Below are 13,698 nucleotides of genomic sequence, written 5' to 3'. Positions count from 1 at the left end.
TGTTGTACATCTGCCCGTGGACGGTGCCGGAGTTGCCCCCGCAGCGGTTGACCTCCTCGAGGATCACCGAGGCCTCGGTCAGTCCCAGGCCCGAGCCGCCGTACTCTTCCGGGATCATCGCCGACAGCCAGCCGGCTTGGGTCAGTGCGGTGACGAAGGCTGCGGGAAAACCCTTCTCCTCGTCGATCCTGCGCCAGTATTCCGCATCGAAGTTGGCGCACAGAGCGCGAACACCTTCGCGGATGGAGTTCAGTTCTTCATTGTAGGGATCGAGCAGCATCACAGTTCTCCTCTGCCGGGCGACGGGCAGCGACGGTCAATCAATCGAAAACAACTTCGGCTTTCTGGGCGATGCCGGCAGCGTTGCCGGCCCAGAGTTCCGCACGTCCGGTTTCCAGCACTCGTCCAGCTACCTCGAAAGGCTCTGGTGCGATCAGCGGGCGCACTCCGCGATAGGCGAAACGCTGCAGGCGGGCTTCCGGGTTGGCGCGACAGAAGGCGCGCAAACTGAGGGTGGCTATCAACGGGCCATGCACCACCAGGCCAGGGTAGCCTTCGGTACCCGTGACGTAGGGCCAGTCGTAATGGATGCGGTGGCCATTGAAGGTCACAGCCGAATAGCGGAACAGCAGGGTCGGGCTTGGCGTGACGTGCTCCTGCCAGGCGCCTGTTGGAAGCGCCTCGCCGCTGCCGGGCTTGGGCGGGCTAGGTTCGCGATAGACGATGTCTTGTTCTTCACGGATCGCCAGCTGGCCATCTTGCTGATAATCGTGTCGAATGGTGACGAACAGCAGAGTTCCGGTCTTCCCGACCTTTTCTTCGATGTGGATGATGGTCGAAATTCTCGTGGCGTCGCCGCCGGCCTTGAGCGCGGCAAAGAACTCGAGGCGGCCGCCGGCCCACATGCGGTTGCGGTCGTTGGCCGGCGGCAGGAACCCGCCGCGGGCCGGATGGCCATCTCCGCCCAGTCCGCTCTCGGCGATGGCAGGTTGAAAGAAACACCACTGCCACAACGGCGGCAGCGGCTCACCATGCTTCGGCGCGGGCTCGCCGAGGGTCGCGGCGATGCGCTCCAGCAGATTGAGGCTAAGTTGGTCGTGAACCGTTTCGGTTCGGCCGACCCACGCAGACAGTTCTGTTTCGTCCATTGGCGCGCGCTCCGCGACTGTTGTTTCGCGCATCATTGCGAAAGCCGCAGTGATCTGGGAATCTGCAGTTTACGAAGGAGGCGTTCGGGTTTGCCTAACGCCCAGACATCAAGAAGCCCAGCATGCATTTCGATCTGGCCGATCTGCGTCTATTCATCCATATCGCCGAGTCGCCCAGCCTCACCCAAGGCGCGCGCAAGGCCTCCATCTCGCCCGCTGCGGCCAGCGCCCGGATCAAGGGACTGGAGGAGAGTCTCGGCAGTCGCTTGCTTTATCGTGATAGCCGGGGCGTGGAATTGACGCCTGCCGGCCAGCTGTTTCTTCAGCATGCCCGGGTGATCATGCGTCAGGTGGACTACCTGAAAAGTGAGTTCACCGAGCACGGCGCCGAAGCGGCAGGTCACATTCGCATTTTTGCCAACACCACCGCCGTCACCGAGTTCATGCCGGAACTCCTGGCGATTTTCCTGGCGGAACGGCCTGGGGTTACGGTCGATCTGCAGGAACGCTTGACGCGGGACATCGTCAGAGGGGTGCGCGATGGCACCACGGACCTTGGCATTATCGCCGGGCCCGTGAAGGCTGAAGGGTTGCAGGCGATTCGCTTCAGCACCGATCATCTGGTGCTGGCGACTCCGCTGAACCACCCTTTGGCGCTTCGACGCAGCGTGAAACTCTCCGAAATCCTGGCTTATCCGCACATCGCCCTGCAGGAAGGGTCGACCCTGCTGAGTTTCCTCAAGGAGCAGGTCGAATTGTTGGGGCATAGTCTGTCTATGCGCATCCAGGTGTACGGCTTCGAACCGATGTGCCGGATGGTCGAGGCGGGTGTGGGGGTCGCGGTGCTGCCGGAATCCTCCGCTCGCCGTCATAAACGAACGATGAATCTCGCGGTGATTGCACTGGACGAGGAGTGGGTCACGCGTGAGCGCAGTATTCTCGTGCGCGACCTTGATGCGCTGCCGAAGGTCATCAGGGCATTGATCGCTGAGCTTGTCGCGTTCGGCGAGGATTCCGGTGTCGCGGACAGCAAGCCAGGGCGAGACGGCCAGAGAAATGGCGCGCTTTCCCCGCGAACCAACCGCCGCTGACCATCCGGCCCGCCAGGAAGAGGGCGTCGCTTGGGATTGCCAACATAAAAAGACGCGACTCAGCGCAAATAGGAAATCAGAAGACCGAGCATGGAGAATCCTGCGGCCAGGAAAAGGATGGAGAGCCCGCCCAGCTGTGCGTTCTGGCCAAAGGAAACGACCACCAGTGCCGTCCCTAGCGCCTGTCCCAGCAGGCGTGCAGTCGAAATCGCGCCACTCGCACTCCCGCTACGACTCCTGGGTGTCACGTCCATAATGGCGCGATTGTTAGGCGCTTGGAACAGGCCGAAGCCCAGACCGCAGGCCGCCATTCGCCAGCCGATATCCAAGTTGTCAGGAGCGTCTGGCAAGAGTGCCAGCCCGGCTAGCCCGGCGGACAACACAAGCAGACCGAACGTCACTAGCAGGCCGACGGGGTATCGATCGGCGAGACGACCGGCAAGAGGTGCCGTCACCAGCACCGTCAGAGGCCAAGGCGTCATGATGAGCCCGGTTTCCAGTTGACCCTTGCCAAGCTCGTGCAGATAAAACGGCAGGAACACGAATGCCAGCATCTGGGCGATGAAAGCGCATATCGAGGTGGCGATCGAGGAGGCGAAGACCGGAATGCCCAGCAAGTCCACCGGAAACAGAGGCGCCGCCCGCGGCAGTTGCCGACGTACCAGCACGTAGCCAAACAGCACAGCCATAAGCATTGCGAGCAGCGAGACGTCGGTACGCCCGCTGTGGCCTATGCTGCTGACAGCGATGATTAGGAAGCCAAAGGTCAGTACATTCAGCATGGCGCTGACCACGTCAAAGCGGTGCGACTGGCGAGGGATATGCGGCAGCGCTCGGATCGCGATCAGGAGAGCCACGCACCCTATGGGAACGTTGACGATGAAAAGCCATGGCCAACTCCAGAACGCCAGGATTACACCTGCGGCCGTCGGTCCCAAGGCCGTCGAGGCTGCGACCACAACGGCCAGAAGGCCTATACCCTTCCCTAACGCATTACGTGGATAGATGAAACGGATAAGCGCTAGGTTAACGCACATGATCCCAGCAGCACCGATGCCCTGCAGAATGCGTGAAGCCAGCAGGGCTTCCAGTGAGTCGGCGTTAGCGCAGGCAACGGAAGCGACCACAAACAACAAAACCCCCCAGAGGTAAACCCGCCGGTATCCGACTATCTCGCTCAATGAAGCAAGTGGCAGCAGCAATACGGTCACTGTGAGTAGGTACGTATTGATCACCCAGACGGCCGCGGTGGGTCTGATCTCCAACGTCTGGGCGATGGCTGGCAAGGCCACATTGAGGATCGTGCTGTCGAGCATCGCCATGATGACGGCGAGCACAATCGCGCTGACCGCCCAGTAACGTCTCGGGGTCGGTAGGCCGTCGCTGCTTTCCGCCTGCTTGGCGTCGTTGGCAGGTGCGATCAGCATGGAATCGTTACTGCTTGAGAAGACGTTTTACCAAGGCCTAACAGCGGCCCCTCAGCACGGGAGGCAACTTCGATGATGAGCATGGCTGCGCTCTTTTTTGGAATGGTCTATCGCCCCTCTGTTCGGGTGCAACAAGTCCCGCGCGCCTTTGCGGGCGGGCGAGACCTGACCTGACAGTCTATTTCCCCCTAGAATAAGGGTAGGGTGTAGTTGATGATCAGACGATTCTGATCGATCTTTCTGGCACCAGCGCTACGGTACGTGCCATTAAGCCATTTGACGCCAAGATTCTTAAGTACTCCATCCTGAAAGACATATGCAATATCGGTGTCGCGCTCCCACTCCTTCCCGTCACGGTCAGGACCGAAGTCGCTCCCTCGAACATAGCGAGTCATGAAAGTAAGCCCCGGAATCCCCATATTGGCAAAGTTATAGTCGTAGCGCATCTGCCAGGATTTTTCGTTGGGATTAGCAAAGGTCGGCGCTAGCATTACATAGTTAACCAAGAATGCATCGGTACCTCCGACGTGAGGAAAACCGGTTTCTCCACTCATCTTCTGATAGGCTAAACCGAGCGAGTGGCCGCTCAGGCTGTAGGTAAACATGGCACCGAAGGCGTTGTTATCCACGTTGCTGCTTCCAGCATTGTTCGAGCGTGCATAGCGAATATCGCTTTTAAACGAACGTTCACGGCTCAGTGGCAGGACGTTTACCAAGTTAACAAGATGCTGTTTATAATTATTGTCTAAATGACCATAGCTATAGCTGGTTTTCAGCCCCGAGTTCCAATCGTAGCTGACCCCGGCGAAATCGAATTTATCCGTTTCCTGCCCTCCAGCGACGCCAGGCCCGGTCATGGTGATTTTTTCGAAGCCGCTTTCGCTGAGCAGGCTGTTACGGGTCAGCCGCCCGGCGTCGATCGTCAGGCCCTCAAACTCAGCCACCTGCAGGTGGGTGCCCCGGAAGGTTTGTGGCAACAGGCGCCTGTCAGTTGACAATATGGTGGGTAAACTGGGTCTTAGTGTGCCAACGCGCAAGGTGCTCTCGGAGACGCGAGCCTTGAACGTCAAGCCCAACTGCCCGTAATCGTCAGGTGCGGTATCGTCCTCGGAAAATGAGCCCGGCAGAAGACCGCTGCCAACTCGGTCGGGACTGGAGTCCAGCTTGATACCTAACATGCCCAAGGCGTCGATACCGAACCCGACTGGCCCCTCAGTGAAACCTGACTCGTAATTGAGCCTAAAACCTTGAGCCCACTCTTCCGCCTTGGACTGCGCAGCCCCCTCCTGTCTATTATCCCCATTGAAATAGTAGTTACGTAGATGCAAGGAAGCCTTGCCATCCGCGAAGAATTCGGCATGAGCAAGGTCTGAAGCAAGCAGGCCGCCCCCCGTCAAAAACAGTGCAGCAGACAAGGCGTTATTGGATCTTTTCATTTTGTTATTTCCTTTTATTATTGATTTCAAGGCGAAGCGCTTTCGACGCGAACACTAAGCGCCATTGACGAGCTTGCTGGTCTTATTACTCCCTACACTTTGTTATAGCGGCGAAAAAGAACCGAGTAACCGGACGGGATGAGGGCCTCATGCCGTTGAGTAGCTGTCCACGACCCGCCGGTATTGACTGGGAGAGGCGCCGATGTGCTGGCGAAAGAAACGGGTGAAATGTCCCTGCTCAGAGAATCCCAGGCTTTCAGCCAATTGGCCGAGCGTGCCTGCACGCTCCCGCTCGAGCCAAGCGAAGGCCCGACGCATGCGTGAATCGTTCAGCAACAGGGTCGGCGTCATGCCCGTATCCTGCTTGAATAGAGTAAAGAAGTGCGCTTTCGAGAGTCCGCTTGCTCGATTGGCGTTGGCGATACAGTCAGGGTCGTCCAGATGGCTCTGCAGGTAATCACAGGCGCGCCGGATTCGCGCATCGCGGAATACCGGCGCAGGATGAGCGCCAAGACGTCTCAGTTGCCGCCATTGGGAGTGGTCCTCGATCAGCTCGATCAGAAGATCAAACAGCAGGAACTCGATGCGCTCCTTTGGCAACTGGCCAAAGCTGTAGGCATCGGCGATGAGGTGGTCGGCGAGCATCCGATGCTTGCTGTTCAACTCGATGTACGGCTGGGAAAAGAATGCCGGGTGGCCACTCAGCGCCAGTGACTGCTGAGCATCGGCAAGCCAGGTCGGTTCGACATAAAGCGCCAGAATCTGGGTATGCTCGGCGCCGGGCTGGTAATCGTAGTAATGCGGTTGCCAGGCATTGACCAGTACGGCACTGCGGTCGGTCAGCGGCACCTGCCGCCCATTGACGTTGAAGAACGTATCGGCTCCCGCCGCCTTGAGCAGCACATGACACTCGCGGTGCGTGTGCATCACCAACGGGCGATTCATGTGCAATAGTGCAATACGGCCGAACTTGCCATGGAAGACGCGTTGTGCAGTGGACATCATTACCTCCGAAAATCACGAGACTGCGCTGACACAGGTCGAGCCAGTAACCGTGGCCACGGGCCCCTCGACATCATCGCGGGGAATGCCGGGGATCATCTCGCCCCCGTACCGGTCCTGTCGCCTCGGTGGTTTCATAGCGCATTGCGAGATTTGCCCCGATAGACACGCAGCACATCCGCCATGACCGACAGCGCGATCTCGGCGGGCGTCTTGCTGCCCAGATCCAGTCCGATGGGCATGTGGATGCGTTCGATCTCCGCCGTACTCAGACCGCCGACCCGGCTCAGCCGCTCGGCGCGCTTGGCTGACGTCTGCTTCGAGCCCATGGCGCCGATATAGAAGGCCGAGGTACGCACGGCCTCCATCAGGGCTAGATCGTCGATGCGCGGATCATGGGTCAGCGCCACCACTGCGGTCGCGTCATGGCAGCCGCCTGCGGCGATGAACATGGAAGGTAGGATCGGCTGGATCTCAAGCCCCTCGACAAGCACTCCTTGCATGTCTTCCCGCGGATCACAGGCGATCACCTCGCAACCAATTGCCTTGGCGAACCCGGCGCAGGCCTGTGCCACCGGCGATACGCCGGCGAGAATCAGCCGCAGCGCCGGGCCGACCCGGATCTCGACGCACTCGCCTAGCACACTGGTTCGTTCGCCTCCACGGTCGGGTAGTAGCTCAGCGGTGCCGCAGGTCAGGTCGACCCGCCGCAGCAACCGATGCTGGCCGTGCAAAGCGGCTTGGAGCCCCTCAAGATGGGCCCGCCACTCGTCGCTGGCCACACGATGCTCCACCAGTACCTGCAAGATGCCACCGCAAGGCAGCCGGAGCCTGCGGCGATCATCATCACTTTCGCCGTAGCGAATAACCTGCGCCGGCTCGCGCAGTTCGCCCTGCGCCAAACTGGCCAGGAACTCCTCTTCAACACAACCACCGGAGAGAGAACCGACATGAGAACCATCAGCCCTCGCGACCAGCATCGCACCGGGTGAGCGCGGAGCCGAACCGTAGGTCGACAGCACCGTACACAGCCACAGATCATGCCTGTCCCGGGCCCAGTGCAAGGCGGTTTCCACTACCTGGAGATCAAGCTGTTGCATACTCTTTCCTCTGCTCCCGCACAACTTGCAGGCGCGCCGCGATAATTGCTTCCCTTCACCTTGGGGTGAGCAGGATGCCAGTTAAATGCAGGGCCGGGCGTTTCTCGAGCCCGAGCGCATCAGGTCGCGGACTGGCCGCCGGCCACGGCGCGCCGTGCCTGTTCATTCGAACGCCTCACTTCAGCCCCGCTCGGTGGCCAACGACGAATCGATCTCATCGAGAGTCGGTACCGTCTCGGGGTCGTCGCGCCATCGGCGGACGATGCCAAACTCGATATCGAACATATCGAGGACCCGCCCCAAGGTGTGATCGACCATCTCTGCAAGCGACGCCGGCTTACTGTAGAACGCCGGTACCGGCGGCGCGATGATCGCTCCCAGCTCGGCCAGTTCGGTCATAGTGCGCAGGTGGTTTCGATGCAGCGGAGTCTCTCGTACCATCAGCACCAGTCGCCGACGCTCCTTGAGCACCACATCGGCCGCCCGGGTCAGCAGCGTCGAGGTCACGCCGCTGGCGATCTCGGACATGGAGCGCACCGAACAGGGCGCGACGACCATGCCCATGGTCTTGAACGAGCCGCTGGCAATGGCCGCGCCTATATCCTGGTTGGAATAGCACACGGTCGCCATCGGCTTGAGCTGGGACCAGGACAACCCGGTTTCGTGGGACAGCGTGATCAGCGCCGATTTCGACACCACCAGATGCGTCTCGATTGGCGTGTCGCGCAGCAGCTCGAGCAGGCGCACCCCGTAGATCGCGCCGGACGCGCCGGAGATGCCGATGATGAGCCGCTGCGGGCGAGGGCTAGTTGAGATCATGGTCGGTTTCCTGAATAGCGCCTTCCTTGTAGAAATGGATGGCGTTGAGGGCGGTGCCCAGCGTCTTGCTGATGATGTCGATGAACAGCGTCGAGGCAGGGGTCAGCGGGCGGCGGCTGTCGTGCACGCAGACCATGCGCCGGGTGACCCCGGGCGCCGCCAGCGGATAGGCGCGTAATGCGCCTTCCTCGAGTCCGCGTTGCAGCACGGTGGCGGGCAGCACGCTGATCCAGTCGCTGCGGCGCAGGAAGCTTTCGATCACCGTGAGGTCGTCGAGCTCCAGATGCGGCGCCAGCTCCAGACCCTGGGCGGCGAGCGCCTGGTCGATGACGATGCGCAGGCCGTGGCGGCGCGAGGGCAGCACCAGCTTGAGCTCGCCCAGCGCAGTGAGCGGGATCGGCATCGGCAGGCGTAGCCGAGTGGTGGCGCCAGTGGCTACCAGCAACTCCTCGTTGAGAATCTCGATGCGATGCAGGTGCTCCTGCTGGAAGCTCTGGTTGATCACCGCAAAGTCCAGTGCCCCGGACAACACCCGGTCGATCAGATCCTGGCTGTAGCCGTAGCTGACCTGCAGATCGACGTCCGGGTGATGCTCGACGAAGTAGGCCAGGGTGCTGGCCAGTGCCTGATTGGCAGCCGAGGCGATCAGTCCGGCGTTGATCCGCCCGCCAATCTCGCCGCTGCGGTCGATCAAGGTCTGGCGGGCTTCCAGCAGTTCACCGAGGATCGGCATGAACAGGCGGTAGGCCTGCACGCCGGCTTCGGTTGGCGTCATGCCCTTGGGCGTGCGCTCGAAAAGCGGCTGGCCGAGCTCCTCTTCCAGCTTGGAGATCTGCATCGACAGGGCAGGCTGAACGATGTTCAGCCGCTGCGCCGCCTTGGTCACTGACCCTTCCTCGTACAGACAGGTGAAGTACTTCAGCTGGCGCAATTCCATTTCAACCTCGTCGATACCGGCCTACAGGGTCCCGACATTCTGGTAGACGTGCTTGAGCTCTGTAAAATCCAATAGCGCGTCGTAGCCGTGCAGGCGGCCCAGCCCGCTCTTGCGGTAGCCGCCTGTTTCCGCTTCGGCGAACAGCTTGTTGTGGTCATTGATCCACACCGTGCCGTTGCGCAGCGCGCGGACCAGACGCATCGCTCGGGCGCCATCGCGGGTCCAGACGCTGGCCGACAGGCCAAACTCGGTGTGATTGGCGCGGCCAACGGCCTCTGCTTCGTCCTCGAAAGTTTCCAGCACCAGCAGTGGGCCGAAAATTTCTTCCTGGCAGAAGAACGCGCCGCTGTCCTGATGGGCGATCAGCGTTGGCGAGAGGAAGGCGCCGCTGCCCAGTGCATCGCCAGGACGACTGCCAGCCAGCAGTACCTCGTCGCAGCTGTCCATCGACTCGCGGATGCGCTGCTCGACCCGGTCACGAGAGCAGTGGTCGATCAGCGGCCCCATTTGGGTTGCGGCCTCCAACCCATGACCCAAGCGTACTTCGGCGAGCGCCGCAGTCAGCGCCTGCTTCATTTCGGCTGCGCGACTGGCATGCACCAGCACGCGCCGGGCGGCAGTGCATTGTTGACCGGAGATAATGGTGGCGGCAGCGGCCAGATTTGGCGCCACTGCCGCCACGTCGGCGTCATCCAGCACCAGGCAGCAGGACTTGCCGCCGAGTTCCAGGGACAGCTTTTTCATGGTTGGCGCGGCATCCCGCATGATTTGAATACCGGTGGCCGTGGAGCCTGTAAAGCTGAGCACGTCGACTTTCGGTGTGGCGACCAGATAGGCCGCGCCGGCGTGGCCGGTCTCGGCGAACAGATTCACTACGCCGGCCGCAAGATTCGACAACTCCAGCAGCGGCGCGAGGAAAGCGGCGTTGAACAGCGCGGTCTGTGGCGCCGGTTTGACTACACAGGTGCAACCTGCTGCCAGCGCCGGAGCCAGCGCGCGTACCAGCAACACCGCCGGAGCGTTCCAGGGGATGATCAGTCCGGCCACGCCGGCTGGCTCGCGCAGCATCGTCGAGAACTCACCGGGGGCGACTTCCAGCACATGGCCGGGGTTATGCCGCGCTAGGCCTGCGTAGTAGAGAATTTCCGAGATGGCACCTCCAACTTCGCCAAGCGATTGCGCCCGTGCCTTGCCGTTCTCGCGGGTCAGCAGGGCAGCCAGTTCGTTCTGGCGAGCCTTCAGCGCGGCGGCCCAATCCAGCATGACCTGCTGACGCAGGCGCGGGTTTTGCGACCATTGCGGATTCTCGAATGCCCGGGCGGCGGCGTCGACCGCGGCCCGCGCCTGCTCCTCGCCGCCATTGGCAAAGCGTCCAATGAGCTCACCATTAGCGGGATCGAGGCTTTCAGCCCATTGGCCGTTGTCGCACCACTGACCGTCGATGAAATGTCGTGCCTGCTGCATCTATATCTCCTTTCCGGCGATTCTGACTTGTGTTTGTTTTAAGTCGCTGGAAAAGGCGCGGCGTCCATGGCCTGCCATGAGCGGCCAGGCGGTCGCTGCGCGCCCCCGCTGGTCAGCCGTTGCGCGGCTGACCGAACAGCTGCTGCCAGTCGTCATCGGCCAACTGGCTGACCGCCGCGAGGTCTACCTCGGCCTCGCCTGGTACGCGAATGCGCTTGAAACGCATCGGTGGCGCCGCCATCGGCACGGTGGCATCGAAACCCATCTTCGAGCCGACGCCGTCTCGGGTCGAGGGATCGAGCTTGGAGCCCTGGGATTCGTGAATAAGTACCAGGTCTCGATCAGCCTGGAAGCGGGTCGCCACGGCCCACTCCACCTCGGTGGGGTTGTGGATATCGACATCGGTATCGACCACCACCACGTGCTTGATGTCGTAGTGGCCGCCAAGGGCGCCGAGAATCACATTCTTCGCCTCGCCCTCCGAGCGCTTGTCGATCTGCACATAGAGGTGGTAACGGCACACGCCGCCACGCGCCAGGTGCACGTCGCGCACCGAGGGAAAGCTGCGGCGCAGATGCGCGAGCATCGTCGCCTCTCGCGGGATGCCGCCGAGCAGCAGATGCTCCAGGCCGCCGCCGACGATGGTGTGGAACATCGGCGCCTGGCGATGGGTGATGGCATCCACCTCGATCACATGGCGCTCGGCGCGCTCGCCGTAGTACTGCGGGAACTCGCCAAACGGGCCTTCTTCCTCACGTGCGTTGGCCAGCAGGCGACCCTCGATGACGATCTCGGCCTCGGCCGGCACACGGATGCGGTTGGTCACGCACTTGACCACCGGCAGCGGGCGGCCATGCAGCGCGCTGGCGATTTCCAGCTCGTCGTGGTCGATGGGCACTATGGCCTGCGACGCCATCAGTGTCAGCGGATCGCAACCGACTACGACGGCGACTTCCAGATCCTCGTTATCGCGTTCGGTCTCCTGAAAGTACGCCAGGGCGTGACGCGGCAGTAACAACGCGCCGAGACGATTCGGTCCGCTGACCTGCAGACGGTGAATGGACACGTTCTGCACACCGGTACGCGGGTTGCGGGTGATCAGCAGTCCAGCGGTGATATAAGCGCCGCTGTCGTGCTCGTTATGCGTCGGAATCGGCAGTTGGCTGAGCAGGTCGACTTCGTGATGGACCACCTGCTGACAAGGGGCATCATCGGCTTCCTGCCAGGCCAGTGGCTGAAGGCTGGCCTGCTCGAAGCGGGCGAGCACCTGGCTGGGCTCGACGCCCATTGCTTCGGCCATCCATTGACGGTCGGAAAGCAATCCCGAGATCACCGGGATCTCATGCCCGCCGGGTTGCAGGAACAGCGACGCACTGTTGCCGTCGAGCCGGTTAGCGATGGCCGCGACACCGAAGCGCAGGTGGGTGCCCGGGCGGATGACGCTCAGCCGCTGGGTTTGCTGCAGATGATCCAGCCAGCCGCGCAAACTGACGCCGACCGGCAGTGCCGCTGCAGTTGACTCGGCCGAAGAGAAGGGCATTGACGGCATGGCGAAATCTCTGATGGTTATTGTTTTAGTCATGCTAGGAGCGTCGGGAAAGTCTGCCTATTAACGTTTTCTGATGTGCTCCATCAGCAATGGCGATGCCCGGTCCTTCGTCGCTAGGGCCTGTACGAAAAGTCAGCCGAGCGAAGGTCAAGCAAGGCGAAAAGCGGCGAGGAAGCGGAGTTTACTAGTCGTAAATGAGCATTCCGAGCCGCTTTACAACGCAGCATGACCGAGCGCAGGCACTTTTCGTACAGAGCCTAGGTCGGGGCGGACTATGTTCGACAGCGGTACGGCAACTTCAGCGCGCCCCATAACGATCCCTGATCCTCAACATCATTATTCCCTAATGGCCGCAACGAGCGGCCTTGCGCTAGGTTCTTGGCTACAAGTAGGCCGGACTCGAAGCGGCACGTCGCAGAGCCGGCAAAAAGAACAATAAGAGGGCCGCATATATGAGCGTCGCTATCGGACGCTTGGACCACTCGCCCTGTCACGCTCACGCACGGGCTGCAGGTTTGCGGTCTGCGCCAGGCCAACACGACCGCGCGGCCGGCTGTTCTCCGTCTACATCGATTCGTCCCTGCTGAACGATCAGCCCGTTCTTTGCCGTGCATGTCCATGAGCGACCAATCGCTATGTCTGCTCTGATCGTCCGTCGGCGCTGTACATGGACAGGTTTGCGACGTAGCAGGCGTGGTTGATAAGTCGATTCCTAAAACAAGAAAGGTGAGCCATGAGAAAAACAACCAGACTGCTGTGCGCGTTAGCGTCCTTTGCCGGCTTGATGCTCAGCGTCGGCGCGATGGCCAAGGATTTGCGACTGGGGCTGATCGTCCCGGGCAGCCACGCCTGGACGCAGGCCGCGCAAGCCATGGGCGAAGAGCTCAAGGAGCGCTCGGGCGGCCAGTACAACGTTGTCGTGTTTCCCGCCGGCCAGCTGGGCAGCGAGGCGCGCATGCTGCAGCAACTGCAGACCGGCGCGCTCGACATGGCGTTCATGACCACCGCCGAAGTGGCTAACCGGGTGCCGGATTTTGGCGCGCTGTTCGCACCCTATCTGGTACGTGACGTGGGGCAGGCCGGCCAGCTGCTCAACGGCCCTACTGCCCAGGGGATGCTCAACCAGTTGCCCGCCAAGGCCGGTGTGGTCGGGCTCGGTTACGGGGTTGCCGGCATGCGGCTGATGCTCAATGCCTTCCCTACCGACGACGTCGGTGCGATCAGCGGTCGCAAGATTCGCATTACGCCGTTCCCGCCGGTACAGGACATCTACCGCCTGCTCGGCGCCGCCTCGACGCCGATGCCGGTCACCGACGTGTACGACGCGCTGGCCAACGGGCAGGTCGACGGCGTGGATGCCGATCTTGAGCTGATCTGGAAGCTGCGCCTCTATGAGCGTGCCAACACCGTCCTGCAGAGCAACCACATGATGTTCCCCGTCATCGGCCTGATGTCCGGACGAATCTGGTCGCAGATGAGTGAAGAAGACCGAGGCCTGGTCCGCGAGCTGACCCGCAAACACCTCGACAGCCTTACCCCGCATTACCAGCAAGCCGAGGCTGAAACACAGGCCAGCATCGAGCAGGCTGGAGTGAAAGTGACCCCGGTGGGCCCTGAGTTCTTCGGCGACACGCTGCAGCAGTGGGAATCCCTCTGGCGGAAAAAGGCCCCGGTGCTCGACGACCTGCGCCGGGAAGCGGGCGGCCTGTAACCCGGAGCTGGGCC

The 13,698-nt window shown here is 61.5% G+C and carries 12 protein-coding genes; 2 read left to right on the top strand and 10 right to left on the bottom strand.

Translation table 11 applies throughout. The features are described 5' to 3' along the window. Together ACFOMF_RS03315 and ACFOMF_RS03310 are read right to left on the bottom strand one after the other, a co-directional pair. The coding region (locus tag ACFOMF_RS03315) for an acyl-CoA dehydrogenase family protein (protein WP_386361233.1) at window positions 1-280 on the bottom strand (280 nt) is incomplete at its 3' end. A 40-nt stretch (window positions 281-320) separates the two neighbouring features. After that, window positions 321-1,148 (bottom strand): FAS1-like dehydratase domain-containing protein, encoded by an 828-nt coding sequence (locus ACFOMF_RS03310; protein ID WP_386361231.1) that lies wholly within the window; start codon window positions 1,146-1,148, stop codon window positions 321-323. A gap of 122 nt (window positions 1,149-1,270) precedes the next feature. Between ACFOMF_RS03310 and ACFOMF_RS03305 the strand changes: the two genes are divergently transcribed. Next, complete coding sequence (locus ACFOMF_RS03305) at window positions 1,271-2,239, top strand: LysR substrate-binding domain-containing protein (protein ID WP_386361229.1); 969 nt, start codon at window positions 1,271-1,273, stop codon at window positions 2,237-2,239. 59 nt (window positions 2,240-2,298) lie between these two features. Here the strand turns inward: ACFOMF_RS03305 and ACFOMF_RS03300 are convergent, their stop codons facing one another. The 8 genes from ACFOMF_RS03300 to ACFOMF_RS03265 form a co-directional block, all read right to left on the bottom strand. Continuing rightward, a complete protein-coding gene (locus ACFOMF_RS03300; protein WP_386361227.1) occupies window positions 2,299-3,666 on the bottom strand; it encodes an MFS transporter in 1,368 nt (455 codons plus the stop codon). Between the two features lie 188 nt (window positions 3,667-3,854). Continuing rightward, window positions 3,855-5,102, bottom strand: coding sequence for an OprD family porin (locus ACFOMF_RS03295; protein WP_386361225.1), 1,248 nt, complete (start codon window positions 5,100-5,102; stop codon window positions 3,855-3,857). A gap of 147 nt (window positions 5,103-5,249) precedes the next feature. Next, a complete protein-coding gene (locus ACFOMF_RS03290; RefSeq protein WP_386361223.1) occupies window positions 5,250-6,104 on the bottom strand; it encodes a helix-turn-helix transcriptional regulator in 855 nt (284 codons plus the stop codon). 134 nt (window positions 6,105-6,238) lie between these two features. After that, window positions 6,239-7,204: an XdhC family protein gene (locus ACFOMF_RS03285; protein WP_386361221.1), complete on the bottom strand. Its 966-nt coding sequence runs from the start codon at window positions 7,202-7,204 to the stop codon at window positions 6,239-6,241. Window positions 7,205-7,384: 180 nt separating this feature from the next. Next, window positions 7,385-8,023: a UbiX family flavin prenyltransferase gene (locus ACFOMF_RS03280; protein ID WP_386361220.1), complete on the bottom strand. Its 639-nt coding sequence runs from the start codon at window positions 8,021-8,023 to the stop codon at window positions 7,385-7,387. Then, complete coding sequence (locus ACFOMF_RS03275) at window positions 8,010-8,960, bottom strand: LysR family transcriptional regulator (protein WP_386361218.1); 951 nt, start codon at window positions 8,958-8,960, stop codon at window positions 8,010-8,012. Before ACFOMF_RS03275 ends, ACFOMF_RS03280 begins: the two co-directional genes overlap by 14 nt. A 21-nt stretch (window positions 8,961-8,981) precedes the next feature. Further along, window positions 8,982-10,424 (bottom strand): aldehyde dehydrogenase family protein, encoded by a 1,443-nt coding sequence (locus ACFOMF_RS03270; protein ID WP_386361216.1) that lies wholly within the window; start codon window positions 10,422-10,424, stop codon window positions 8,982-8,984. Between the two features lie 112 nt (window positions 10,425-10,536). Then, window positions 10,537-12,006 carry a UbiD family decarboxylase gene (locus ACFOMF_RS03265; RefSeq protein ID WP_386361214.1) on the bottom strand — a complete coding sequence of 490 codons (1,470 nt, stop codon included), beginning with the start codon at window positions 12,004-12,006 and terminating at the stop codon, window positions 10,537-10,539. 700 nt (window positions 12,007-12,706) lie between these two features. Between ACFOMF_RS03265 and ACFOMF_RS03260 the strand changes: the two genes are divergently transcribed. Then, on the top strand, window positions 12,707-13,684 hold the full coding sequence (locus ACFOMF_RS03260; RefSeq protein ID WP_386361212.1) for a TRAP transporter substrate-binding protein: 978 nt from the start codon (window positions 12,707-12,709) through the stop codon (window positions 13,682-13,684). Window positions 13,685-13,698 lie beyond the last annotated feature (14 nt).

The sequence above is a fragment of the Stutzerimonas tarimensis genome (genome assembly GCF_042648805.1).
Classification (GTDB): Bacteria; Pseudomonadota; Gammaproteobacteria; order Pseudomonadales; family Pseudomonadaceae; genus Azomonas; species Azomonas tarimensis.
The sequence above is the reverse complement of the archived record's forward strand: the minus strand, read 5'-3'. Positions and strand labels throughout refer to the sequence as shown.